A 23,967-nucleotide genomic window follows, 5' to 3' on the forward strand; every position below is an offset into this window, starting at 1 on the left:
CCCTACCCCGGGCCCCGCGCGACTCACCGGACTTGGCCGGTTCTGTCGGCTCCCACTACAGCGTCTTGGCCGCCAGCCGGATCTCGTCGAGCAGCACGGCCAGGTCGTTCTCGGTGGTGTCCGGGTGCAGGAAGCAGGCCCGCAGCGCGTCGCGGCCGCCCAGCCGGGTGCCGGTCAGGAAGGCGTTGCCGCGCGCCTGGACGGCGAACGGGATGGCCCGGTTGAGCGCGTCCAGCCCCTCGGTGCGCGGAATGTGACGGAAGGCGGTGATCGAGGTGGTCACAGGGGCGAGCAGTTCGAAGTCGTCGGCCTGCTCGACCATCGCGGCCAGCGTGCGCGCCAGGCCGGTCGTGTGGTTCACCAGCCGCTCGACGCCGGAGCGGCCGAGGTGCGACAGGGTCGCCCACGTCTTCAGCGCGCGGAACGGGCGGGTCTGCTCGGGCCCGTACTCGGCGAACCACCCCAGATCGCCCGCGTTGTCGTCGATCAGGTACGACGGCACCAGGCTGAACGCGGCCCGCGCCGCGCCCGGATCGCGCAGCAGCGCGCACCCGCAGCCCACCGGCACGCCCAGCCACTTGTGCGGGTCGAGGGCCAGCGAGTCGGCCCGCCCGAGCCCCGCGTAGTGCGGCGCGGCATCGTCGGCCAGGACGCCGAGCGCACCGTACGCGCCGTCCACGTGGAACCACAACCCGTGCGCGGCGGCCACGCCGGCGATCTCGTCCAGCGGGTCGACCGCGCCGGAGTTGACGGTGCCCGCGCTGCCCGCCACGCAGAACGGCCGCAGCCCCGCTGCCAGGTCCTCTTCGATCATGGTACGCAGCGCGCCCACGTCCATCCGGTACGCCCCGTCCACCGGCACCGTGCGCACGTGCCGTGCCCCGAGGCCGAGCAACTGGGCCGCCTTGTGCAGGCAGCTGTGCCCCTCCTCGGTGACGTACAGGACGAAGGGCGCCCGCCCCGACAACCCCTCCTCGCGCGCGTCCCAGCCGTCGGCCAGCGCCGCCCGCTGGCGGGCGGCGGCCAGGCAGATCACGGTGGCCATGGACGCGCCGCTGGTCAGCAGCCCGCCGCCGGGCGGATGCGGGAAGCCGACCAGCCCGGCCAGCCAGCGCACCACCGTGCGCTCCAGGTGCGGCCCCGCGTGGTCGCCGCCCGCGCAGCTCGGGTCGAACGCGGCGGCCAGCGGCTCGACGAGGACGCCCGCCGGGTTGGGCGGCGAGTTCACCCAGCCGAAGAAGCGGGGATGCCCGTTGCCCATCGGGTACGGCAGCACGTGCGCCCGCGCGTCCTCCAGCAGGTCGTCGAGCGGGCGGCCGGTCTCGGGCAGCTCCTGGGCGGTGAGCCAGGCCTTTTCCGCGTCCGGCACCGGCCGCCAGACCGGCCCGTCGCCGATGTTCGCGAGATGGTCGGCCATGATCGTGGCCGCCTTCGTCCCTGCCAGGCGCAGCTCATCCATCGGGGGAGTCCCTTCGTGCTTCGTGGTGCCCGGCCGCGCCCAGCTCCATGGCCAGGTAGAAGACGCAGCCGGTGGTGCCGTCGTTGGCGAAGGCGTGGCGGCAGTCGCCCGGGTAGTAGGCCGAGTCGCCGGCCGCCAGCTCGTACGGCGTGCCGTTGATCGTCAGGCGCAGGGTGCCGTGCTCGACGGCGAGATATTCCCGCGAGCCCGGCGCGTGCGGCGCGAACTCGCCCGCGTCGACGCCGGGCCCGATGGTCGTCCGCATGAACTCGAACTCCACCTCGCCCAGCACCGGCGACAGCACCCGCCGCTCCCACCCGGACGGATCGCGCAGCACCCGCTGATCGGCGTGGCGCAGCACCCGCATCGCGCCGTGCGCCGGCTCGTCGAGCAGCCGGCCGATCGAGGTGCCGAGCGCCGTGGCCAGCCGGTCGAGCACCAGCACGGTCGGGGTCTTCGTGCCCCGTTCGACCTCGGAGACCATGCTCCTGCTGATGCCGCTCAGCTCGGCCAGCCGCTCGATGGACAGCCCGCGCGCCCGCCGTTCGGTACGGATCCGCACGCCCAGCTCGGCCATGGACAGCCCGCTGGTCAGGACCCCTTCGCCAGTCATTCCTCCACTATAGCGGTGAAACTTCCGCCTTAGCGGACGCCTCGTAGGCGGCGAGAACCTGCTTGCGGCGCTTGGCCGGCAGCCGGTCGATGTAGAGGTAGCCGTCGACGTGGTCGGTCTCGTGCTGCAGGCAGCGCGCCAGCAGCCCGGTGCCCTCCACCGTGACGGGCTCGCCCGCGACGTCGAAGCCGCGCACGGTGGCCCGGTCGGAGCGGGGGAGGGGCGCGTACTGGCCGGGCACCGACAGGCAGCCCTCGTCGTCGGCGTCCAGCCGCCGCTCGCCCAGGCCGGGCAGCTCCAGCGCCGGGTTGACGACGACGGCCTTGTGCCGCCGCCCGTCCGCGTCGGGGCAGTCGTAGACGAACACGCGCAGCGCCACGCCGATCTGGTTGGCGGCCAGGCCGACCCCCTCCGCCGCGTACATGCTCGCGAACATGTCGTCCACCAGCGCCGCCAGCTCGCCGTCGAACCGGGTGACCGGCTCACACGGGTGATGCAGCACCGGGTCGCCCACGTGCACGATCGGCCGAACCTCTCCCACGACCAACGCCTTTCCTCGGTTGCGAATGTTTGCGGCAAGTGTACGGTCGGCGGCGCCGTCTCGCATATCAAGACCGTTCCTCTTGAATGGTGAGACTAGCGTTAGGGTGGGCGGCGTCGTCGAAACGAGGGAGTTTGCCGATGGACGCCGTCTACACCCACGGCCACCACGAGTCCGTGCTGCGCTCACACCGCTGGCGCACCGCCGAGAACTCGGCCGCCTACCTGCTGCCGCACCTCAAGCCGCACATGAAGGTGCTCGACGTGGGCAGCGGCCCCGGCACGATCACCGCCGACCTGGCGGCCAGGACCGGGCACGTGACGGCGTCCGAGGTGAGCGCGGACGCGCTGGAGCTGGCCAGGGCCGAGGTGGCGGCGCGGGGCGTGGGCAACGTGGACTTCGCCGTGGCCGACGTGCACGCGCTGGACTTCCCGGACGACACGTTCTGCGTGGTGCACGCGCACCAGGTGCTGCAGCACGTGGGCGATCCGGTGCGGGCGCTGCGGGAGATGGGCCGGGTGACGAAGCCCGGCGGGTACGTGGCGGTCCGCGACAGCGACTACACGGCGTTCGCCTGGTATCCGCTGCTGCCGGCGCTCGACGAGTGGATGGCCCTCTACCAGCGGCTGGCGCGGGCGAACGGCGGCGAGCCGGACGCCGGGCGGCGGCTGCTGTCGTGGGCTCGGGCGGCGGGCTTCGAGGACGTCACGGCGACCTCCTCGACCTGGTGCTTCGCCACCCCTGAGGACCGGGCGTGGTGGGGCGGGATGTGGGCCGACCGGATCCTGCACTCGTCCATGGCCGCCCAGGCCCTGGCCACGGGCGCGGCCACGGAGGCGGACCTGCGGCGGATCTCGGAGGGGTGGCAGGAGTGGGCGTCGGCCGCCGACGGCTGGATCTCCATCCTGCACGGCGAGATCCTCTGCCGGCCGGCCTAGCAGGCGCGGATCGCCCCAGAGCGATGGCGCCGCACCGCTCATGCGGTTCGGTCATAGGCCCAGGGTGCGGGCGCGCTGCCATTGCGGGTCGCGGTAGAGGACCATGTCGGTGCCGACCATCTCGTCGGGCGCGGACAGCATGGTGATCTCGCCCGCGGCCTGCATCCGCAGCAGCAGATCACGCACCCGGGGCCCGACGGGCAGGCGGCCGGTGGGCAGGTTGAGGCCGGTGCGCACCGTGTCGGCGATCTCCGACAGGTGGAACGGGCCGTCGAACCCGCTCACGATGCCGCGTATGACGGCCATGGTGATGAGGTGCTCGGCCTCGGCGTACGCGAGCTGCCAGGTGATCTGCTCCTTGCGGCGCCCGGTGCCGGCGCAGGACGTGCAGTCGCGCGTCAGGCCCGGCACCGGCTCCTCCACGGCGGTGCCGAGACAGACCGAGCAGAGGCCGTTCTCGGCGGCGTGCAACTCGGCCGTCATCCGGCCGGCCAGCACGGCGCCGCAGTCACAGGCGAACGTGTCCCCCAGGATGCCGGGCTGCGGCGAGATCACATGCTTCATCACCGGCCCGACTCTACCGGCGCCCACATCTCCCCGGTCACCCACGTCCCTTATGTCCCTCGGGCTAGGCGCCTTAAGTCACCCGCGGACGTCGCCCAGGCCGTGCAGGCGGCGCAGTGCCTTGCGGGCCGCGGCCGCCACCCGTTCCTCCGGATGGTGCTCGATGAGCACCCGCAGCACCCGCCCCGTCCACGGATGGTCCCCGAACGCCAGGATCGCGATCGTCCCCGCCTGCTCGTCCGCGTCCATCCCCATGGCGATGGACTCGACGACCTCGCCCACCTCGCCGCCGAACTCCAGCAGCGCCGCCGCCATGTCCACCAGCACCCAGGCGATCTCGTCCGGCGCGGGCTGACGCTCCTCCCGCCCGGTCCTGGCCGCGATCACCGCGCCCAGCTTCGGCTCCTCCAGCAGCCGGGTCAGGGCCAGCCGCCCCTCCTCACCGAAGTACGCCGACAGCACCTCCACCCCGACCGCCCGGCTCAGCGGGCTCACCGTGCCGAGCACCGACGCGATCTCGGCCACCGCCGCCTCGCTGTCGTCGTCCCGGCCCTTCAGCCACCCCGCCAGCTCGTCGCCGCGCTCGGGCTCCGGATACGACCGCAGCCCGTGCAGCAGCGCCGCCGCGTCGGTGCCGGCCAGTGAGCCCATGACGGGGATGTCCTGCCCGGTGGTCTCGGCGATGATCTGCCGCGCCACCCAGAGGCCGAGCCAGCTCAGCGTGTACGGCTCCGCCTGCCGTACCAGCCCGAGACCCGTCAGCGCCTCGGGCACGTCGCCCTTGAGCGGCTCGCGGGACAGGAACATCCTGATCAGTTCGAGCAGCAGCCCCTCGTCCTCGGCCAGCCGTTCCCGGCACCGGTCCGCCCAGGCGGCCAGCACCTCCCCGTCGTCGCCCGCCGTCTTCAGCTCCCCGGCCAGGGGCGCGGCGCGTACGGCGGCCGCGAGCGTGGCCTCTCCGGGCAGCCGGACCGGCGGCTGCAGGGGCAGGGTGTCGTCGTCGTAGGAGCTCACGTGCCCATCCTGTCGCGATATTTCAGCTAGAGTGCCGCCTGGCACCGAAAAGTCAGAAGAAAGGAGGCGCTGAGATGTTCGGCATTCGCCGGGGCGCTCACCGCGCCCACTTCTTTTACTTCTCGGAGGATTCATGCTTTTCCGTCCCGCGGTCGCAGCCGATCTAGACCGCCTGCTCGGCTGCGTCGTCGACGAGGCCATCAGCTGGGCCCATCCCGACCGGCTGCTGTCGTTCCTGGAGAGCGGCAACTACCGTTTCGACCGCATCTGGCTCGCCCTCGACGAGCAGAGCGGCGAGATCCTGGCCAGAGCCGTCTGGTGGGGTTTCCCCGACGGCCCGAAGCCCCTCGCCCTCGACTGCGTCCATGTACACCCCTCGGTGGCCCACGACCGCGTGGACCTGGCCGCCGACCTGCTGAACCGGGCCCATGAGGCGTACGGGATGGCGCCCGAATACCACGTGTTCGTCCCCAGCGGCTGGCGCGACGACCCCAAGGCCCGTGCGGCCATCGCCTGGCGGTGGGAGGCCGCGGGGCGGGCCGGGCTGACCGAGGAACTGGAACGCCTGCGCTACGAGTGGACGGCCGCCGACGCCCCCGTCCCGGAGCCGTCGGAGCGGCTGGTCTTCCGCGGGGATGACGACGACGAGGCGTTCGTGGCGGCGTTCCGGCGGGTGGCCGTCGGGACGCTCGACTTCCACACCCGCCAGGCCCTGACCACGATGGACCCGGAGACGCAGGCGCGCGAGGAGGTGCGCGACAACCGGTCCATGCAGGGGGATCGGGGGTGGTGGCGGCTGGCGTACGACAAGAACGGGGACCTGGTCGGCGTCGCCCTGCCCTCGGCCAACAACGCGGGGCCCGTGGTCGGCTACCTCGGGGTGGTGCCCGAGCAGCGCGGCCTCGGCTACGTCGACGACCTGCTCGGCGAGATCACCCGCTGCCATGCCGGACGCGGCGTCCAGCGGATCGTCGCCGACACGGACGCGGGCAACCTGCCGATGGCGCGCGCCTTCGAACGGGCCGGCTACCGAACGTTCGCCATCAGGCTGGTCCTGTCGGCGAATCCCGTGAACACGTGATGCCCCGGCGCCCGAGGTCCCGCCATCGTTGATCCCATGACCTGGGACCTCGAAAAACTCGACCTCGACGCCTACCTGACCCGGATCGGCCACACCGGCCCGCGCACCCCGTCCGCCGCCACCCTCCGCGCCGTGCACCTCGCGCACGTGCGCACGATCCCCTTCGAGAACCTCGACGCGGTCCTCGGCCGGGGGATCGAGCTCGACCTGGGCAGCCTCCAGGACAAGCTGGTGACGGGCGGGCGGGGCGGCTACTGCCACGAGCACAACCTGCTGCTCGCCGCCGCCCTGGAACGCCTCGGCTTCCCGGTCACCCGCCACCTGGCCAGAATCCGGCTCGGCCGCTCCCACCTGCCCCGCAGCCACGCCATGCTCACCGTCCAGGCCGACGGCCGCACGTGGCTGGCGGACGTCGGTTTCGGCGGCGAGGGGCTGGTGGAGCCGCTGCCCTTCGAGGAGGGGGCCGAACTGGCGTCCGGGCCTTGGCGATGGCGGCTGGGGCGGGACGAGGACTTCTGGGTGCTGCATGCGGGGGATATGGAGCTGTACGCGTTCAGACCGGACGAACCGCACTATCCGAGCGACTTCGAGGTGGCCAACTTCTACATCGCCAACAGCCCTCGCTCGCCTTTCGTCCGCCACGTGCTCGCCCAGCGGACCACGGCCGACGCCCGGATCCGTTTGGAGGAGCGGACGTTCGCCACGGGGGGCGAGCTGGCGCGGTGGCTGCGCGAAGAACTGACCATCGAAATCGACGAAAGGGACGCCGAAGCCCTCCTGCTCCACCTCCAGCCGTAACCCGGGAACCCCCCAGCCACTCCTAACCCTGGTCCGGTGGTTCGTGGGCCAGCACCTGGCGGGTCAGCTCCACCCGGCTGTTCACCCCGAGCTTGGCGAAGGCGTGCCGGAGGTGGCTGTCGATCGTGTGCCGTGACAGGTACAGGGCCGCGGCGGCCTCCCGATTCGTCATCCCCTGGGCGACGAGCCGCACCACCCGCAACTCGGCCGCCGTCAGCCCGGCCCAGCCCCACCCGGCCCCCTCCACGCGCCCAGCCCGGTCCGAATGTCCGATGCCCTCCGGGGGAGCGGCGTCCCGCACGATCCCGCACGCCCGGTACACCTCAACGGCCTCGTCCCGCCGCCCCGCCTCCTCCAGCGCCGCCGCCAGCCCGAGCGGCCGCGGCCCGGCCCGATACAGCTCGACCGCCTCCTCCAACCGCCCCTCGGCGTGCGCGGCCCCCGCCGCCAGCGACACGACACCAGGGTTGCGCCGAGCGAGCTCACGCGCACACGCCACCACCCCGGGCACCGCCCGCCACCGCGCCGCCATCCACGGCTCCTGCAGAATCAGGTACGCCAGCGCCCAGCCCTCTTCCCCGAAAAGCCCGCCATCGTCCCCGTGAAGCAGTGCGCGTCGCCCGCGTAGTTCCTCGGCCACCAGCCCCGGGCCGTCACCGGCCAGCCGGAGGCCCAGGTCAAGGTGTTCCCGGGCCGCGTGCGGATCTCCCCGCAGCAGCGCCAGTTGCCCGAGCACACCCAGCAGCGCCGGGGCCAGCGCCATGGCCGACAGTTGTTCCGCCACCCGCAGCCCGGCTTCGGCCTCGGCCGCCGCGTCGTCCAGCCGTCCCCAGGACAGCAGCAGCGCGGCCCTGAACCGGTGCAGCAACGGCAGCGACCACGCCGTACCGAGCCGCCCGGACTCCCGCTCGACCACCGCGTACGCGGTCTGGGCCTCCTCGAACCTGTCCGACGCCGCCAGGGCGGCCCCCAGCCAGAGCCGTGGATGCCGATGCGCGGTCTCCCCGCCCGCCGCGTCCGCCAGCCCCACCGACCGCTCGGCATGCCGCAGTGCCGCCGCCAGGTCGCCACGGACGAGCGCCACGGTGGAAAGCGCCTCCAACCCCACCACCTGGGCGAACACCTCGCCCTCCGTCACCGCCCGCGCGGCCGCCCGGTCGGCCGCGTCGATCCGGCCCGTCATCATCAGCGCGTGCGCCCGTACGGCCAGCAGCCGGGCCCGCTCCCGCCCCGGCACCCCGGGCAGCCCCAGCACCCGCCCGGTCCGCCGGATGACCTCCTGATCGTCCCCGGCGTGCTTCAACGCCTCGGCCAGCCCGATCGCCACCCCGGCCTCCCCGGCCACGCTCAGGGGTACGCCGTGCGCGTCGGCGATCCCATGAGCCTCCCGCAGCCGCCCAGCCGACGCCAGCAACCGCACCACATCAGCCACCATCCCCCCACCGGCACCGGCATCGGCACTGGCCTCATCAGCGGGTGCGCCGCCGGGAGCCTGGCCGGCCAGGCCCAGTTCCAGTGCCCGCAGCATCAGGTCCGCGGCGGCTGAGGGTGCGGCGGCCATCACCTCCTCGGCGGCGGCTCGCAGCTCCCGGATCGCCGCCGCGTCTCCGGCCCTGGCACCGTGGCGCAGGTGTTCGGCCAGTTCCGCGGGTGCCCGGCCCTCCGCTCTGAGCACGGTCACCGCCTCCCGGTGCAGCGCGGTTCTGATCGCCGCCCCGAGGCCGCCGTACACGGCCTCCCGGATCAGGTCGTGCCGGAACGCCAGCCGGTCCTCGTCCTCGACGAGCGCACCCGAGCGCAGGGTGCCCTCCACGTGTCCGAGCAGTGCTCCAGGCGCCATCCCGAGCATTCCGGCGGCCTCATGCAGGGAGAACGGGCGTCGCAGCACCGAGCCCACCTCCAGAAGCCTTCGCTGGTCGGCGGACAGATCGCGCAACCGCCTCTCGACGGCCGCCACGAACCCGGCGGGCAACCCCACCCCGCCGGCCACCCCGCCGACCACTGAGGCCGTGCCGTTGGACACCAGGATGCGGCCTTCGTTCCGCAGGCCCGTCAGCACCTCCTCCAGCAGGAACGGGTTCCCGCCGCTGGCCCGTGCCAACTCCAGCACCGATGCATCCGCCCGTGCGCCCAGCAGTGACGCGCTCAGCTCGGCCGACTCCTCCGGTCCGAGTGGTGGGAGCGGCACCCGGTGGGCGCCTTCGGCGATCAGTCGCTCCACCGCCTCCTGCTCCGGCAGCGGTCGCCGGCCCAGCAGCCACGCCACCGGGGAGCCGGCCGGCCCGGGTACGAGCCGGCGCAGCGCCAGGCAGGTCAGCTCGTCGGCCCACTGCACGTCGTCGAGGACGATCACGAGCGGCTGGGAGCGAGTGAAGCGGTCCATCGCCTCACCCAGCCGCTCGATCTCCTGGAACCCGTCACCGGTCCACGAGGATCCGGTCCACGAGGATCCGGAGGCTGGAGGGTCCTTCGGCGCGCCGAGCGGCCCCAGCGCCCGCCGCAACGTCGACAGCGGTGCCACCCGGTCCAGTTCGGTGGCCCGGCCGAAGGCGACCAGCGCCCCGCCGGCCCGCGCCATCCCAGCGGCCTCCTCCAGCAGACGGCTCTTGCCGATTCCGGCCGGCCCCTCGACCACCACGCACCCGGCCCCCGCCCGCAGCACGTCCCCGACGACCGCCAGCGCGTCCTTCCTGCCGACCAGCATCACACCCGCGACCCCGCCGGCCGCGCCCGTACCACCAGATCGTGCAGCGCCCGCTCGGCCGTGGCACGGTCGGGCAGGGGTGAGGAGTCGCGGGCCTCCTCCAGGGCCGCCGTCATCCGCGCCACGTCGGTGTCGAGGTCCGGGGTGGCGGGAGCGGGCGCGTGTTCGGCCGTGCGCTTGGCCTCCACCAGGTCCGGCAGGTACGCGGGCCCGTACGAGTACAGCGACGTCAGGTCCGCCACCAGCTCCCCGGTCCGCATGAGGTGGGTGCCGGTGGCGAGCACGCGGAAGGTGTACAGCAGCGGCTTCAGCTCCCCCGTCTTGCCGAACAGCCCCCACTGCGTACGCGCGAACCCCAGGTAGTGATGGGCGTGATGCCGGGTCACGCACGCGGGCGCCAGCGCGAGGAGCTCCTCGCGCAAGGGGGAGGAGGTCACGACCAGCGGCGACAGTAACTGCTCCAGCACATAGCCGTTGCGCCCCAGCAGCAGCCGGCAGAACTTGGCCAGGTCGTGCGTGACGAGGTCCACCTCCACCCCGTCCCTGGTCCACGTGCGGTCCAGCGTCCCCGGCCCGTCCAGCAGCCCGGCGACCTCCTCCACCGGCAGCACGTGCGCCCCGCGCAGGTCCACGTCGGAGTCCACCGACGGGAACCCGTACAGGTGCGCCCCGCTCACCGTCGCGAACGCCAGCGCGTACGGCTGCTCGCCCGCCACCTCCGCCAGCCACCCGGGCAACGTGTTCACAGGTGCTCCTTCCGCACGCCCACCAGAAACTCCTCCACCCGCGCCCGATCCGGCAGCTCGGGCAGCACGCTCGGCGCGGCGGCCAGCTCGTCCGACAGCTCGGCCCGCCAGGCGTTCACCTCGTCCCACGGCACCTCCCCGCGCCGGATCGCCAGCAGCCGCTCCCGGTAGCCTCCCACCTCCACCAGCGGCTCCCCGTGCCGCACCAGGTGCAGGCCGCTCAGCAGCAGCCGCACCATGTGCATGGCCTGCTTCCACTTGGGCGCGGCGGGGTCGAGGCGGCGGAACTGGGTCTCGGCGTACCCGCCGAACGTGCGGTGCGCCCGCTCGGACAGGAACGCCGTCCGCAGGTCGAGCAGCCGCTGCCCGGCGGGGGTGATCGTCTCGATGATGGGGGACCACAGGCATTCGAGGATGGTGGGGTTGGCCTCCAGGGCCAGGCCGCAGAAACGTTCGACCTCCCACGAGAACTGCTCGGGCAGCGGCCCGTCCCGGTGCGTGGCCGGTTTGTCCAGCCGCCAGAACGCCGCCGTCGGCGCCACGAACACGCCGCGCCGGTCGGTGTCCGAGGCGTCGGTCTCCAGCCCGTACGCCCGCGAACCCATCACGACGGAAAGGATCATGTCTTCGCTCACGGGTCATATCTTGCGCCATGGGGGCGCGGACTGGTCTGATCGATAAGTGGGCGGTTATGACGAGGCGTACCGGCAGAGCATTGAGCGGCCCGAGGAGTTCTGGGGCGAGGCCGCGCTCGGAATCCAGTGGGACGTGGCCCCGGCCACCGTGTACGGCGACGGCCGGTGGTTCCCCGACGGACGGCTGAACACCTGTTACAACGCGCTGGACCGGCACGTCGCCGCCGGTCGCGGCGAGCAGGCGGCACTGATCTACGACAGTCCGGTCACCGGCACGACCCGCACCTTCAGCTACGCGGAGCTGCTGGATGAGGTGGCCAGGACCGCGGGCATGCTGAGCGGGCTCGGCGTGACGGCCGGCGACACCGTGGTGATCTACATGCCCATGGTGCCGGAGGCGGTGATCGCGATGCTGGCCTGCGCCCGCCTGGGCGCCGTGCACTCGGTGGTGTTCGGCGGCTTCGCGGCCAGGGAGCTGGCCCTGCGGATCGACCACGCGAAGCCCAAGGTCGTGCTGTCGGCGTCCTGCGGGATCGAGCCGGCGCGCGTGGTGGCGTACAAGCCGCTGCTGGACGCCGCGCTCGAACAGGCGGAGCACCGGCCCGCGCACTGCGTGATCCTCCAGCGGCCCCAGAGCGCGGCCGAGCTGGTGGACGGCCGCGACCTCGACTGGGCGCCGGCCGTGGCCGGCGCCGAGCCGGCGGAGTGCGTGAGCGTGGCCGCCACCGACCCGCTCTACATCCTCTACACCTCCGGCACCACCGGCTCGCCCAAGGGCGTCGTGCGCGACAACGGCGGCCACGCGGTCGCGCTGCACTGGAGCATGTCCCACGTCTATGGCGCCGCCCCCGGCGAGGTCTACTGGGCCGCCTCCGACGTGGGCTGGGTGGTCGGTCACTCCTACATCGTCTACGCCCCGCTGCTGGCGGGCTGCACGACCATCCTGTACGAGGGCAAGCCCGTCGGCACCCCCGACCCCGGCGCGTTCTGGCGGGTGGTGGCCACGCACGGCGTACGGACCCTGTTCACCGCCCCGACCGCGATCCGTGCCATCAAAAAAGAGGACCCTTCCGGAAAATTCGCGAAAAATTGGGACCTGTCCGGGCTGCGGTACCTGTTCCTGGCCGGCGAACGCCTCGACCCCGACACCTACCACTGGGCCGCCGACCTGCTCGGCATCCCCGTCATCGACCACTGGTGGCAGACCGAGACGGGCTGGCCGATCGCCGCCAACTGCGTCGGCATCGAGCCGCTGCCGGTCAAGCCGGGCTCGCCGACGAAGGCCGTACCCGGCTGGGACGTGCGCGTTCTCGACCCCGGCGGCGAGGACTGCCCGCCCGGCGTCGACGGCGCCGTCACCGTCAAGCTGCCGCTGCCGCCCGGCGCGCTGCCCACCCTCTACCGCGACGACGCCCGCTACCACCGCTCCTACCTCGACCGCTACCCCGGCCACTACCTCACGGGCGACGGCGGCCACCTCGACGCCGACGGCTACCTCTACGTCATGGGCCGCACCGACGACGTGATCAACGTCGCCGGTCACCGGCTCTCGACCGGCTCGATGGAGGAGGTCATCGCCTCGCACCCCGACGTGGCCGAGTGCGCCGTGGTGGGCGTGGCCGACGAGCTGAAGGGCCAGTTGCCGATGGGGTTCGTGGTGCTCAAGGCGGGCGCCGAGCGCGACCCCGGGGAGGTGGAGCGGGAGCTGGCCGCCCTCGTACGCGAGCGCGTAGGCCCCGTCGCCGCCTTCCGCCGCGCCGTCGTGGTCGCCCGCCTGCCGAAGACGCGCTCGGGCAAGATCCTGCGCGCCACGATGCGGGACATCGCCGACGGCAACGCCTACGACACGCCGTCCACGATCGAGGACCCGGCGGCGCTGCCGGAGATCGCGCGGGCGCTGAAGGGAACGTGACGGGCGGGTTACGTTCGGGTCGTCCTGGCGAACGGGCCTGCGCGATCGGGGCGTACACCGCATGATGGGACATCCCAGTCCAGGGAGCAGGCCATGATCGATACCCCGAGCTACGCCGACGCCCTGAGGATTCTCGGGTGCAAGGACGGCCGGCTCGCCAAGGTGATCGGCTTCGCCTCGGCCGTCTCCCAAACGGGCTCGGCCGTGGCCGGCGGCGGCCGGCTCACCACCAACCTGCGCGACATGCGCGACGGCATCGTCGCCTACGGAGAAGACGTCGTACGCCGCCTGCCCGAGCTGAAGAGCGGCGTCGACCGGTTCACCCGCACCCAGCGCCTGGCCGCCGCGCACGCCGCCATCGTCGTCGCGGCCTACTTCGAGGCCCTGGGGGAGACGAAGCTGCCGTTCACGCTGGAGCAGCTCGACCACGGCGACCGGATCTCCCACGGCGTGCCGACGGCCGAGCGGTTCTCCCGGCTGATGGCCGCGCTGCTGCTGGAACGGCTGCCCACCCCCGAGCCGCACCTGCCCTACGCCGAGACCCGGCAGGCGGTGGAACGTGCCTACCTGCGCATGTCCGAGGCCATGGCAGGCTACGTGGGCGGCCTGGCCGTCTGGGACGAGCTGCCCGTCGACGACCGGCTCCTGCTGCCCCGCATGCTCGCCGAGGGCCCGCCCGCGCACGCGCTGCGCATCTACGACGAGGACTACCGGTCGCTGGCGCTCGACAGCCACGAGTTCGGCGTGCGCAGCCTGGTCACCGAGCGGCCGCAGCCCGCCACGGCGCTGTCGCGGGTGGCCTGGCTGCTGGCCGAGCTGGCCCCGCCCCGGGTCGGCGACCGGCCCGTGATCCACCGGGCGCGGATGGCCGCCAACGCCCTCGACCAGCCGCTCCTGCTGGCCGGCAAGCTGCCGGAGGACGTCTCGCTCCCGCTGCTCGGCGAGGGCTATCTGACCCCGCGCTGCCGGGTGGCGGAGCTGACCCGCGAGGCCACGCCCGCGCTGCGGAGCTGGTGGGAGGAGCAGCGGGCGCTGCCCGACGTCGAGGCGTTCCTGGCCGGGCACCTCACCTCGCTGCGCGCCACCCAGGCGCCCCTGCTCGTGCTCGGCGAGCCCGGCTCGGGCAAGACCAAGCTGACCGAGGTGCTCGCGGCGCGGCTGGGCAGGTCGGAGTTCCTGCCGATCCGGGTGGAGCTGCGCTGTGTGCGGGCGCGGGCGGCGATCGCCGAGCAGATCGAGCAGGCCCTCGCGGAGATGCTGGAGGAGGAGGTGGCCTACGCCGACCTCGTGACGGCCGGCGGCGGCGCGATGCCGGTGATCCTCCTCGACGGGCTCGACGAGCTGGTCCAGGGCGCCGGCCGCTACGACTACCTCCAGCACGTACAGGAGTTCCAGGACGGCCAGGCCGCGCTCGGGCGGCCCGTCGCGGTGATCGCGACCAGCCGCACGGTCGTCGCCGACCGCATCCGTCTCCCCGACGGGCTGCTGGCCCTGGAGCTGCAGCCGTTCGACGACGACCAGGTACGCCAGTGGCTCGACATCTGGCACCAGGCCAACCACGCCCTGCTCGCCAGGCGCGACCTGAAACCCCTGCCCGCCGAGTCGGCGCTGGCCCACGGCGAGATGGCCAGGCAGCCGCTGCTCCTGCTGCTGCTCGCCCTCTACGACGCCGGCGGCAACGCGCTCCAGCGCGAGCACGGCCCGCTCGCCCGCGCCCGCCTGTACGAGGTCCTGCTGCGCGACTACACCGAACGCGAGACCGGCGGCGCCCGCCGGGTGGCCATCGACCAGGAGCTGGTGCTGCTCGGCGCGGTGGCGCTGTCCATGCTGGCCCGCGGCGCCCAGGTCATCACCGACGAGGCGCTCCACCGCGACCTGCCCGCCCTGTGCCACGGCGGAGAGGAGGACACCGGCGACGAGGACGAACGCGTCGACTGGGCGCGCAAGGCCACCGAGCGGTTCTTCTTCGTCCGCAGGAACGGCCACGCGTTCCTGCACTCCACGTTCGGCGAGTTCCTGGTGGCCTGGCTGACCCTGTACGCGCTGCGCGACCTCGACCGCCGTCGCCGCCTGGCCGGCGACGAGCCGCTCGCCCTCGTCCAGGCCGTGGACGACGACCTGCTGTACGCGGTCACCTCCCACTCCTGCCTGGCCGAGCGCGGCCCGACGGTCGGCTTCATCCTGGAGCTGCTGGCCGAGGTGCCCGCCGCGGTCCGCGCCCGCTGCGTCGACCTGCTGACCGGCCTGCTGCGGCGCTCCCTGCACGAACGGCCGCGCCGCCATTTCACCGGCTTCCGCCCGGTACGCCACACGGTGACCCGCCGCCTGGCCGCCTACTCGGCGAACCTCACCCTGCTCATCGTGGCCACCTCGGAGCAGCCGGTCAGCGTCTCGTCGATCCTGCCGGGGCCCGACTCCCTGGAGCGGTGGTCCTCGCTCGGCCACCTGTGGAAGGGGCAGCTCGGGCAGGAGGGCTGGGACGGGCTGGTCACCACACTGGCGGCGCGGCGGGTGATGGACGGCGGCAGGGAGGACGTCGTGCTCGGGGACGCCGCCGACGCCGCCGGGATGGGCGACGTCGTCGTCGCGGTCGCCACCGGGCACGCGCCGCGGCACCGCCGGCTGCTGGACCTGCTGCTGCGCTCGCTGGGGGAGGGGCACGCGCTGCCGTACGGGGAGCGCGCCACCCTCATGGAGGAGCTGCTGCGCACGGCGGGCGTGCGGTCACCGGCGATGCACCGGGCGCTGGGCGCCATGTGGGCCGAGGAGGGCGCCGACCGGGCGCGGCTGCGGCCGATGCTGGAGGCCATGCTCGCCGACCCCGCCGACCGGATGGCCACCTGGGAGCAACTGGTCAGGGCGGGCATCCCGGAGTCGGCGCTCTGGGAGATCCGGCATCAGGGAACGGACTGATCGGCGGGTAGCTCGACGGTGATCGTCAGTCCGCCCTCGTCGCGCGGGCTGGCCGTCACCGTGCCGCCGTGCGCCTCGGTGATCACCCGCACGATCGACAGCCCCAGCCCGCTGCCCCGCTCCGACCGCAGCCGGTCCCCGTGCAGCCGCCGGAACGGCTCGAAGATCGTCTCGATCTCGTACGACGGCACCTGCAGCCCCGTGTTGGCCACGACCAGCTCCACCCGATCGGCACGCCGCCGCGTCGTCACCCACACCTCGCCCTTGGGCTGGTTGTGCCGGACGGCGTTCTCCACCAGGTTCTGTACCAGGCGCTCCACCAGCACCGCCTCCCCGCTCGTCGGCGCCGAGTCGAGCAGCCGGTGCATGCTCACCTGCCGCTCCGCCGCCTCGGCCGCCGCCTGGTCGAGCACGTGCTCGGCCACGTCCGACAGGTCGAAAGGCCGCCGGTCGAGCACCGCCCGCTCGCCCTCGGCCAGCGCCAGCAGGCCGTCGATGAGGCGTTCGTGGCGGGTGTTGACCAGCAGCAGCGACTCGCCGAGCCGCTTGACGTCGTCGGTGGCGTCGGGGCGGCGCACGGCCACGTCCACCAGGGTGCGGTTGATGGTGAGCGGGGTGCGCAGCTCGTGGGAGGCGTTGGCGACGAACCGGCGCTGGCCGTCGTACGAGCGGGCCAGCCGGGACAACATCCGGTCGTAGATGTCGGCCAGCTCCTTGATCTCCTCCCTGGCGCCCTCGTACTCGATGCGCTCGGTCAGGTCGTGGCTGAGGGAGACCCGGCGGGCGGTCTCGGTGATCTGCTTGAGCGGGCGCAGCACCATCCCCGACACCCGCCAGCCGGCGGCGAACGCCACACCCGTGCCGGCCAGCACGGCGATGCCGCCGACGTTACGGACGACGGTGAGGACGTCCTTCTGGTAGACGATGTGCGTCTTGAGCGCGAAGTCGCGGGCGACCTCGTACTCCTGATGGTGACGCTCGTAGCTGCCGTAGCCGAATTCGGGCCGGTTCGTCTGGATGCGGTCGGGGGTGAAGAGGGCGGCCCGGTATTTCAGGGTCGACTCCACGTACAGGTAGATCCCGGTCACGGTCATCGCCGCCAGGAGGAAGAAGACCCCGGCGCAGGCCAGGGCGAAGCGCGGGCGCATGCTCATGGGATGCGGTACCCCGATCCCGGCACGGTCTCGATGACCTGGGGTTCGCCGAGCTTCTTGCGTAATTTCATCATCGTCGTCCGTACCGTGTTCGTGAACGGGTCGATGTGCTCGTCCCATACCTTCTCCAGGAGCGTCTCGGCCGAGACCACCGCGCCCTGCGCCCGCAGCAGCTCGGCCAGCAGGCCGAACTCCTTGCGGGCCAGCGGCACGTAGCGCCCGTCGCGGAACACCTGCCGGTGCGCCCAGTCGAGCCGCACCCCGGCGCGCTCCAGCATGGGCGGATCGGCCTTCCTGGCCCGCCGGCCGAGCGCGTGCACGCGGGCCACCAGCTCCTCGAACGCGAACGGCTTGGGCAGGTAGTCGTCGGCCCCCAGCGACAGCCCGGCCACCCGGGAGCGTACGTCGCCGGCGGCGGTCAGCATGAGCACCCGCACCGGCCAGCCGTGCTCCACGACGGTCTTGCACACCTCGTCGCCGTGCACCATCGGCAGGTCCCGGTCGAGGACCAGCACGTCGTATTCGTGCACGCCGAGCCGCTGGAGCGCCGCGTCCCCGTCGTAGGCGACGTCCACGGCCAGCGCCTCACCGCGCAGCCCCTCGGCGATCGAGTCGGCGAGCATCCGCTCGTCCTCCGCGACCAGTACACGCACCGCGCCCCCAAAGATCAATAAATGCCGTCCAGTCTGCTCGGACCGGCATAACGCGGGCATAACCACTCTTCGCCGCGCTACAGGCTAGCCTCGTTTTCCGCGCGTGCTGAACCCTTCCTTGAGAGGCCCCCGCGGAAGCGCGGCGGAGAAGGGAAGTCGTGGTGACGTGCGGAATGATCGGTCAGAGCCGGCCGCGCGACTCGGCCACGCGGGCGGCCTCCGCGCGGTGGCGGGCCCCCGTCTTGCCGATGGCCGACGACAGGTAGTCGCGCACGGTGCCCTCCGTCAGGAACAGCCGCCGGGCGATGGCGGCGGCCAGCTCGGCGGCGGGGGTGTCCTTGACCACGTACCCGGCCACGCCGGCCGCCAGGGCCCTGCTGAGGTGGCCGGACCTGCCGAACGTCGTCACGATGATCACCCGCCGTCCCGGCAAGCGCTCCGCCACCTCCAGGCCGGACAGGCCGGGCATCTCGATGTCGAGCGGATCACGTCGGGGGAGTGCTCCTCGACGGCGGCGGCCACCTCGTCGCCCCGGCCGACCTCGGCCACCACCTCGCTGTCGTCCTCCAGGCCGAGCAGCGCGGCCAGCCCGCCCCTGACGAGGTCCTGCCAGAGGGCGCGGCGGCCCTCCACGTCGAGCCCGACCGTCGGCTCGTCGAGGATCAGCAGATCCGGGTCGCCCACCACGCACAGCGCGAACCTGACCCGCCACCGCTTTCACCAGCTCCGCCACCCGCACGTCCTCCAGCAGCCCCGACTCCTGCGGCAGCACCCCCACCCGGCCCGACCGCAGCGCCCCCACCGGCGTCCGCCCGAACACCCGCGCCTCGCCCGTATCGGGGGTCAGCAGGCCGAGGGCGATGGACAGCAGCGTGCTCTTGCCCGCCCCGTTGGGTCCGAGCACCGCCACGGTCTCGCCCTCACCGACGTCCAGATCCACGCCGCCGAGCGCGGCGATCCGGCCGTAACTCTTGGTCACGGCCTTGAGTTCCAGCGCATTGCTCATGCGAACACCCTGATCGAGGGCGGGGGTCCGCTGTAGTGCCGTACGTCAGCCGCCCGCACATGACGAACGTCATGCCTCCGAACCCCGGCAGCCCCCACGTTTGCGGCGGTTGCGGTATGCCGGCTACCCCATCGGCGGTATCGCGCGGTGCGGAGCGGGCGCATTACCGTGCCAGCATGCGGACGATCGCCCTGGTTTGCGGCATGACGGTGGCCGTCTTCTCCTCGACCATCATGGCGTACGGCAACCAGCCCACCGCCCGCCCGCTCGACCCCCTCGGATACGCCCTGCTGGCCGCGACGGCCCTGGGACTGGCCTGGCGGCAACGGCGCCCGGAACTGTCCCTGATCGTGTGCGCGGGGGCGGCGGCGGCCGTGTTCACACTCGGGTACGCGCTCTCCCTGTGGGCGGTGCCCGCCCTGATCGCCCTGTTCTCGACCATCGCCGCCGGCCGCCGGGTGGCCGGATGGGCGGGGGCGGTGTTCCTGGTGGCGGTACCCGGGGTGGCCGCCCTCTCACGGGCGGAGGCCGACGTGGCCATCGCCGCCGTCGTGTGGGCCCTGCTCGTCCTGGTCGTGGAGCAGCCGGCGGAGGTGTCGCGGACGCGGAGGGCGTACACGGAGGAAATGGAACGGCGGGCGGCCGAGGCCGAGCGCACGAGGGAGGAGGAGGCACTGCGGCGCGCGCAGGAGGAGCGGCTGCGGGTCGCCAGGGAACTGCACGACGTGACCTCGCACACGGTGTCGGTGATCGCCCTGCACGCGGCCGTCGCCGCCGAGGCCGTCTCCCGTGCCGGCGGCCCACCTGAAGCCGCCGCCGCCCTCCAGATCATCCGCTCCTCCAGCCGCCAGGCCCTGTCCGAGATGAAGGCCGTACTCGGCGTCCTCCGCCCGGACGAAGCATCACCCGGCCCAGCCCAGAAGCCAGCATCACCTGCCCCCGACCCCACACCCCCGCCCGGCGTTGCATGCGGAGATTCGCCGCCGCCATCCCCCGGCCCAGAGAACGAGGCGCCGTTCCCATGGCCCTCGCCCGCTGAGCACCAGGAGCCGAGAGCCCCGCTACCCGGAGCGGCGCGGTTGCCTCGCCTGCTGAACACGACGGGCCTGCCGGTGACCCTCGACGTGCAAGGCGAGCACCGTCCCCTCCCACCCGCCACGGACCTGACCGTTTACCGTGTCGTACAGGAGGCCCTGACCAACACCATGCGCCACGCGAACGCCACCATGGCGACGGTGACGCTGACGTACGAGCCGGGAGCGGTGACCGTGCGCGTGGACGACGACGGCAACGGCGGTGGCGAAACCGTGGACGGACACCGGGATGAGAACGGAGACCGACCCCAATCCCAACGTCGGCACCACCCCCAACCTCAGCCCCAATTCCAACCCGGGCCCCAAGCCCAACCGGAATCCCCACCTCAACCGCAGTCCCAACCCCCACCCCAACCCGAATGCCAACCTCCACTCCAGCTCCAGCCTGGGTACCAGCCCCAGTCGCAGCCTCAGTCCCAGCCTCGGTCGCAGCCCCAGTCGCAGTCCCAGTCCCAGCACCAGCACCAGTCGCAGTCCCAGCCTCGGTCCCGACACCGAGGCGGAGTCAATGGCGACGACGGCCAGGTGTCTCGCGGCGGGCACGGGCTCATCGGCATGGCCGAGCGGGTCGCCGCCGTGGGCGGCCACCTGACCATCGGAAACACCCCCACCGGCGGCTTCCGCGTCACCGCCAGGTTGCCCACGTGATCACCGTCCTGCTCGCCGACGACCAGCCCCTCGTCAGAGCGGGCCTCCGAGCGCTACTCGACACCGAGGCCGACATGACGGTGGTCGGCGAGGCGGCGGACGGAGCCGAGGCGATCCGGCTGGCCCGGCGACTCCAGCCCGGCGTGGTCCTGATGGACATCCGCATGCCGGAACTGGACGGCCTCGCCGCCACCCGCACCCTGACCGCCACCGGCGTACGCGTGGTCGTCGTCACCACCTTCGACCTGGACGAGTACGTCTACGAGGCCCTCCGCTCCGGCGCCAGCGGCTTCCTCGTCAAGGACGCGGAACCGGCCGAGATCCGGCACGCCGTCCGGGTGGCCTCCCGAGGCGACGCCCTGCTCTCACCCACGGTCACCAGAAGGCTTATCGAGGAGTTCACCTCCAGACCGGCCACCCTGGACACGACCCGCCTGGCCCCACTGACCGCCCGGGAACGCGAGGTCCTGACCAGAGTCGCCCGGGGCCTCACGAACGTCCAGATCGCCGAAGAGCTCTTCATGAGCCCTCTCACCGTCAAGACCCACGTCAACCGCATGATGACCAAACTCTCAGTCCACGACCGAGCCCAACTCGTCGTCCTCGCCTATGAAACCGGCCTAACCCGCCCAGGCCACTCGACCTAACCCAGGCCCCAGCACCACCTGCCCCATCCAGGTCAACCCGTCCCACCACCCGATGGCCAAGGGCCCGATGGCTGGCCATGGGCTCGATGGCCATGGGCTCGGTGGTCCAACGCCCGGCGGTGGCGCACCCGGTGGTCCTACGCCCAGCGCTGATGGGCCCGGTGGTCGTACGTCCGAGGGTCGTGCGTCCGGTGATGGGCCTGGTGGTCGAGGGACCAGCGGTCGCACGGCCGATGGTCCTGCGCCTGGCGGTGGTGGGCCCGGTGGTCGTACGTCCGATGGTCGTATGCCTGGCGGGCCCGGTGGTCCTACGCCCGGCGGTGGTGGGCCCGGTGGTCGTACGCCCGGTACTGGGCCCGGTGGTCGAGGGTTCAGCGGTCCTACGTCCGATGGTGGGTGGGGCCGGTTGTCTGTGAGCGGGGTGGTACTGCGACGGGGGTAGTTCGTCGTCTGCGGGTGGTGGACGACCGTGGGTGGCCGCCGTTTCTAGCGTCGCCGCATGATTCGTTTCTGCATCCGTCATCGACGGCTCGTGGTGTTGTTCTGGCTGGCGTTGACCGCCGCTCTCATCGCGGCCGCCAGCACCTGGCCGGGTCCCTCCGACGACGACTTCACCTTGCCGGGCTCCGAGAGCCGGCAGGCGGCCGAACTGCTGGGGGAGGCCGCCGAGGAGCCGCCGGGCGCGCTGGTCGTCTCCGCCCCGTCCGGTGTGGAGGCCGCCCCGGTACGGGAGGCGGTCACCGGTCTGGTGACCCGCATGAACACCGTTCCCGGCGTCCACGTGTCCACCGCCGGCCAGCGCGTGTCCCAGGACGGGACCATTGTCTCCATCCCGATCGACTATCCCGGTGAGGACGCCGCGCTCCGGCTCACGGAGTTCCGCGACGAGTTCCAGGCTCAGGGCGTGACCGTCGAGCTGGCCGGGGACGACTTCGCCGACTTCACCCCTGGAGGGCTCACCGAGGGCATCGGATTGGTCGCCGCCGCCGTGGTGCTGCTGATCGCGTTCCGGTCCCTGATGGCCGCCGCCGTCCCGTTGTTGATCGGTGTGATCGGGGTGACCTGTGGTGTCGCCCTGCTCACAGTGCTCAGCAACATCGTCAGCGCGCCGAGCTTCGCCGTCTACCTGACGATCATGCTGGGCCTGGGTGTCGGCATCGACTACGCCCTGCTGATCGTCACCCGCTTCCGCACCGCCCTGGGGAATGCTGCTGGGACGCACGCTGCCCCGGAAAACGCCGCTGGGACCCACGCCGACCCGGGGGACAAGGCTGAGACGGATGTCGCTCGGACGGATGGTGCCGTGGCTGAGGCGGCTACGGCGGACGCCGCCTCAGCGGATGCCGCTGTGACGGATTCGGTGGTGACGGATGCGGTGGTGACGAGTGCGGCTCTGGCGGCCGGCGAAGGGCCACTTGCCGGGAAGGCGGGCGCTGGGGAGACCGGTGCGGAGAGGACCGTGGCAGAGGCGGCGGGAGGGGCCGCAGGAGGTGCCGTGGAAGAGACAGTGGAAGAGGTCGTGGAAGAGGCCGTGATGGAGGCGATGCGGACCGCCGGTAGGTCTGTGCTGTTCGCCGGGCTGATCGTGGTCGTCACCGGTTCCGGGATCCTGTTCCTCGGCCCATCTCTCGGAGGTGGTGTCGCCCTGGCGGCGGGCTGTGGCGTGCTCATGGTGATGCTCGCCTCCCTCACCCTCCTCCCCGCGCTCCTGCGGACGATCGGCGCACGGATCGGTAGTGGGCCGGACGGAAGCGCCCGGCGGCAGCCCCTGGCGTACCGGTGGAGCCGGGTTGTGCAGCGGCGGCCGTGGGTGACCGGGGCGGCGGCGCTGGTGGCGCTCGTCGCGATGGCCGTGCCTGCCACGCAGCTGCGCGTCGGCTGGTCCGACGCGTCCAACCGCCCGGCCACCGACACCACCCGTCGCGCCCATGACCTGCTCGCCCAGGGGTTCGGTCCGGGGATGGCGGGACCTTTGATCCTGGCGATCCGCGACACGCCGGGCCGTACAGAGGGGAGCGGCGCGGGGGCGTACCTCGATGAGGTGGCCGCGACGCCCGGGGTCGCACAGGCCTTTCCGGTTGGTGAGCGTTCCGCGGTGGTGGTCCCCACCACCGGCCCCCAGGACGAGCGCACCGAGGAGCTCATTCACCGCCTGCGCGCCACCCTCCCCGCCCCCGTCCTCGTCACCGGCTCCACCGCCGCCGCGCTCGACTACGCCCGCCACTCCGCCGGCCGCCTCCCCTGGGTGGTGGGCGCCGTGCTGCTGGCCGCGTTCGCGCTGCTCGTACCCGTCTTCAGAAGCCTGGTCCTGCCCCTGAAGGCGATCGCCGTGAACCTGCTGTCCATCGGCGCCGCCTATGGCGTCATCGTGGCCGTCTTCCAGTTCGACGTGCTCGGGCAGGGTACGGCCGGCCCCATCGACGCGTGGGTGCCGATGATGCTGTTCACGATCATGTTCGGCCTGTCGATGGACTATGAGGTGTTCCTGCTGTCCCGGATCCGGGAGGAGTACCTGAAGCACCGCGACAACAGCCGGGCGGTCGCCGGCGGGCTCGCCGCGACGGCCCGGGTCATCACCGCGGCGGCCACGATCATGTTCTGTGTCTTCGCCGCGTTCGGCGCCTTCGACGATCGCGCGCTGCGGATCATGGGCGTGGGATTGGCGGTCGCGGTGCTGGTGGACGCCACAGTGGTACGCCTGGTCCTGGTACCCGCGACCATGGAAATACTCGGCGCGCGCAACTGGTGGTTCCCCTCCCTGACCTTTAGGAGGCTGACACTCCGCCGGAATGTTACGTAATATCCACACATCACGAGCGTTGGGGGCGCCAGGGTGCCAGGACAGAA

Annotated in this window: 18 protein-coding genes and 2 pseudogenes; 8 read left to right on the top strand and 12 right to left on the bottom strand. The window is 72.5% G+C overall.

From position 1 onward, the window contains the following. Nucleotides 1–55 precede the first annotated feature (55 nt). The 3 genes from C4V41_RS56400 to def are packed head-to-tail and all read right to left on the bottom strand — an operon-like array spanning nucleotide 56 to nucleotide 2,613. Nucleotides 56–1,459: a pyridoxal phosphate-dependent decarboxylase family protein gene (locus tag C4V41_RS56400; RefSeq protein WP_103964307.1), complete on the bottom strand. Its 1,404-nt coding sequence runs from the start codon at nucleotides 1,457–1,459 to the stop codon at nucleotides 56–58. After that, on the bottom strand, nucleotides 1,452–2,072 hold the full coding sequence (locus C4V41_RS56405; protein WP_103964308.1) for a helix-turn-helix domain-containing protein: 621 nt from the start codon (nucleotides 2,070–2,072) through the stop codon (nucleotides 1,452–1,454). The genes C4V41_RS56400 and C4V41_RS56405 overlap by 8 nt, the downstream gene beginning before the upstream one ends. 7 nt (nucleotides 2,073–2,079) lie before the next feature. Beyond that, nucleotides 2,080–2,613: a peptide deformylase gene (gene def, locus C4V41_RS56410; protein WP_235031017.1), complete on the bottom strand. Its 534-nt coding sequence runs from the start codon at nucleotides 2,611–2,613 to the stop codon at nucleotides 2,080–2,082. Nucleotides 2,614–2,753: 140 nt separating this feature from the next. Here def and C4V41_RS56415 point away from each other — a divergent pair, with 140 nt between their 5' ends. Further along, complete coding sequence (locus C4V41_RS56415) at nucleotides 2,754–3,551, top strand: class I SAM-dependent methyltransferase (protein WP_103964310.1); 798 nt, start codon at nucleotides 2,754–2,756, stop codon at nucleotides 3,549–3,551. A gap of 51 nt (nucleotides 3,552–3,602) precedes the next feature. Here the strand turns inward: C4V41_RS56415 and C4V41_RS56420 are convergent, their stop codons facing one another. Both C4V41_RS56420 and C4V41_RS56425 read right to left on the bottom strand, forming a co-directional pair. Further along, nucleotides 3,603–4,115: a hypothetical protein gene (locus C4V41_RS56420; RefSeq protein ID WP_235031024.1), complete on the bottom strand. Its 513-nt coding sequence runs from the start codon at nucleotides 4,113–4,115 to the stop codon at nucleotides 3,603–3,605. Between the two features lie 78 nt (nucleotides 4,116–4,193). After that, nucleotides 4,194–5,129, bottom strand: coding sequence for a hypothetical protein (locus C4V41_RS56425; protein WP_103964312.1), 936 nt, complete (start codon nucleotides 5,127–5,129; stop codon nucleotides 4,194–4,196). 133 nt (nucleotides 5,130–5,262) lie between these two features. Between C4V41_RS56425 and C4V41_RS56430 the strand changes: the two genes are divergently transcribed. Both C4V41_RS56430 and C4V41_RS56435 read left to right on the top strand, forming a co-directional pair. Continuing rightward, nucleotides 5,263–6,210, top strand: a complete 948-nt coding sequence (locus tag C4V41_RS56430) for a GNAT family N-acetyltransferase (protein ID WP_103964313.1) — start codon at nucleotides 5,263–5,265, stop codon at nucleotides 6,208–6,210. Between the two features lie 36 nt (nucleotides 6,211–6,246). Next, entirely contained in the window at nucleotides 6,247–7,008 is a 762-nt protein-coding gene (locus tag C4V41_RS56435; protein ID WP_103964314.1) for an arylamine N-acetyltransferase family protein, read from the top strand. Nucleotides 7,009–7,030: 22 nt separating this feature from the next. On the opposite strand, the gene C4V41_RS56440 is transcribed toward C4V41_RS56435, so the two are convergent. Genes C4V41_RS56440 through C4V41_RS56450 form a run of 3 tightly spaced genes read right to left on the bottom strand, consistent with a single transcriptional unit; the run spans nucleotide 7,031 to nucleotide 11,093 of the window. Further along, on the bottom strand, nucleotides 7,031–9,712 hold the full coding sequence (locus C4V41_RS56440; RefSeq protein WP_103964315.1) for an ATP-binding protein: 2,682 nt from the start codon (nucleotides 9,710–9,712) through the stop codon (nucleotides 7,031–7,033). Continuing rightward, the gene (locus C4V41_RS56445) at nucleotides 9,712–10,458 is read right to left on the bottom strand and encodes a nucleotidyltransferase domain-containing protein (RefSeq protein ID WP_103964316.1); all 747 of its coding nucleotides are present in this window, start codon (nucleotides 10,456–10,458) and stop codon (nucleotides 9,712–9,714) included. Before C4V41_RS56445 ends, C4V41_RS56440 begins: the two co-directional genes overlap by 1 nt. Next, nucleotides 10,455–11,093: a nucleotidyltransferase domain-containing protein gene (locus C4V41_RS56450; RefSeq protein ID WP_235031018.1), complete on the bottom strand. Its 639-nt coding sequence runs from the start codon at nucleotides 11,091–11,093 to the stop codon at nucleotides 10,455–10,457. Before C4V41_RS56450 ends, C4V41_RS56445 begins: the two co-directional genes overlap by 4 nt. A gap of 46 nt (nucleotides 11,094–11,139) precedes the next feature. On the opposite strand from C4V41_RS56450, the gene C4V41_RS56455 reads away from it, so the two are divergent. Continuing rightward, nucleotides 11,140–13,005, top strand: a complete 1,866-nt coding sequence (locus C4V41_RS56455) for a propionyl-CoA synthetase (protein WP_103964317.1) — start codon at nucleotides 11,140–11,142, stop codon at nucleotides 13,003–13,005. A 93-nt stretch (nucleotides 13,006–13,098) separates the two neighbouring features. Beyond that, nucleotides 13,099–15,918: an NACHT domain-containing protein gene (locus tag C4V41_RS56460; RefSeq protein ID WP_103964318.1), complete on the top strand. Its 2,820-nt coding sequence runs from the start codon at nucleotides 13,099–13,101 to the stop codon at nucleotides 15,916–15,918. Here C4V41_RS56460 and C4V41_RS56465 read toward each other — a convergent pair. The 4 genes and pseudogenes from C4V41_RS56465 to C4V41_RS66355 form a co-directional block, all read right to left on the bottom strand. Beyond that, complete coding sequence (locus C4V41_RS56465; protein WP_103964319.1) at nucleotides 15,903–17,072, bottom strand: sensor histidine kinase; 1,170 nt, start codon at nucleotides 17,070–17,072, stop codon at nucleotides 15,903–15,905. The two genes, C4V41_RS56460 and C4V41_RS56465, sit on opposite strands and share 16 nt — an antisense overlap. Continuing rightward, entirely contained in the window at nucleotides 17,069–17,725 is a 657-nt protein-coding gene (locus C4V41_RS56470) for a response regulator transcription factor (RefSeq protein ID WP_103964320.1), read from the bottom strand. Before C4V41_RS56470 ends, C4V41_RS56465 begins: the two co-directional genes overlap by 4 nt. Before the next feature lie 181 nt (nucleotides 17,726–17,906). Continuing rightward, a pseudogene (locus tag C4V41_RS56475) lies at nucleotides 17,907–18,358 on the bottom strand (response regulator). A gap of 139 nt (nucleotides 18,359–18,497) precedes the next feature. Next, nucleotides 18,498–18,731, bottom strand: a pseudogene (locus C4V41_RS66355) (ATP-binding cassette domain-containing protein); the annotation flags it as partial. 176 nt (nucleotides 18,732–18,907) lie between these two features. On the opposite strand from C4V41_RS66355, the gene C4V41_RS62560 reads away from it, so the two are divergent. The 3 genes from C4V41_RS62560 (at nucleotide 18,908) to C4V41_RS65710 (ending at nucleotide 23,920) form a co-directional block, all read left to right on the top strand. Next, nucleotides 18,908–20,473, top strand: coding sequence for a sensor histidine kinase (locus C4V41_RS62560; RefSeq protein ID WP_160150759.1), 1,566 nt, complete (start codon nucleotides 18,908–18,910; stop codon nucleotides 20,471–20,473). Beyond that, complete coding sequence (locus C4V41_RS56495) at nucleotides 20,470–21,120, top strand: response regulator transcription factor (protein WP_103964349.1); 651 nt, start codon at nucleotides 20,470–20,472, stop codon at nucleotides 21,118–21,120. The genes C4V41_RS62560 and C4V41_RS56495 overlap by 4 nt, the downstream gene beginning before the upstream one ends. Before the next feature lie 499 nt (nucleotides 21,121–21,619). After that, complete coding sequence (locus C4V41_RS65710) at nucleotides 21,620–23,920, top strand: MMPL family transporter (RefSeq protein ID WP_103964321.1); 2,301 nt, start codon at nucleotides 21,620–21,622, stop codon at nucleotides 23,918–23,920. Nucleotides 23,921–23,967 lie beyond the last annotated feature (47 nt).

This window comes from Nonomuraea solani (genome assembly GCF_900108335.1).
GTDB classification, from domain to species: Bacteria; Actinomycetota; Actinomycetes; order Streptosporangiales; family Streptosporangiaceae; genus Nonomuraea; species Nonomuraea solani.

Bases quoted from the DNA above. Each gene is read 5' to 3' on its own strand.
- C4V41_RS56400 (WP_103964307.1), bottom strand. From the start codon at position 1,459: ATGGATGAGCTGCGCCTGGCAGGGACGAAGGCGGCCACGATCATGGCC.
- C4V41_RS56405 (WP_103964308.1), bottom strand. From the start codon at position 2,072: ATGACTGGCGAAGGGGTCCTGACCAGCGGGCTGTCCATGGCCGAGCTG.
- C4V41_RS56415 (WP_103964310.1), top strand. From the start codon at position 2,754: ATGGACGCCGTCTACACCCACGGCCACCACGAGTCCGTGCTGCGCTCA.
- C4V41_RS56420 (WP_235031024.1), bottom strand. From the start codon at position 4,115: ATGAAGCATGTGATCTCGCCGCAGCCCGGCATCCTGGGGGACACGTTC.
- C4V41_RS56430 (WP_103964313.1), top strand. From the start codon at position 5,263: ATGCTTTTCCGTCCCGCGGTCGCAGCCGATCTAGACCGCCTGCTCGGC.
- C4V41_RS56435 (WP_103964314.1), top strand. From the start codon at position 6,247: ATGACCTGGGACCTCGAAAAACTCGACCTCGACGCCTACCTGACCCGG.
- C4V41_RS56440 (WP_103964315.1), bottom strand. From the start codon at position 9,712: ATGCTGGTCGGCAGGAAGGACGCGCTGGCGGTCGTCGGGGACGTGCTG.
- C4V41_RS56460 (WP_103964318.1), top strand. From the start codon at position 13,099: ATGATCGATACCCCGAGCTACGCCGACGCCCTGAGGATTCTCGGGTGC.
- C4V41_RS56465 (WP_103964319.1), bottom strand. From the start codon at position 17,072: ATGAGCATGCGCCCGCGCTTCGCCCTGGCCTGCGCCGGGGTCTTCTTC.
- C4V41_RS62560 (WP_160150759.1), top strand. From the start codon at position 18,908: ATGCGGACGATCGCCCTGGTTTGCGGCATGACGGTGGCCGTCTTCTCC.
- C4V41_RS65710 (WP_103964321.1), top strand. From the start codon at position 21,620: ATGATTCGTTTCTGCATCCGTCATCGACGGCTCGTGGTGTTGTTCTGG.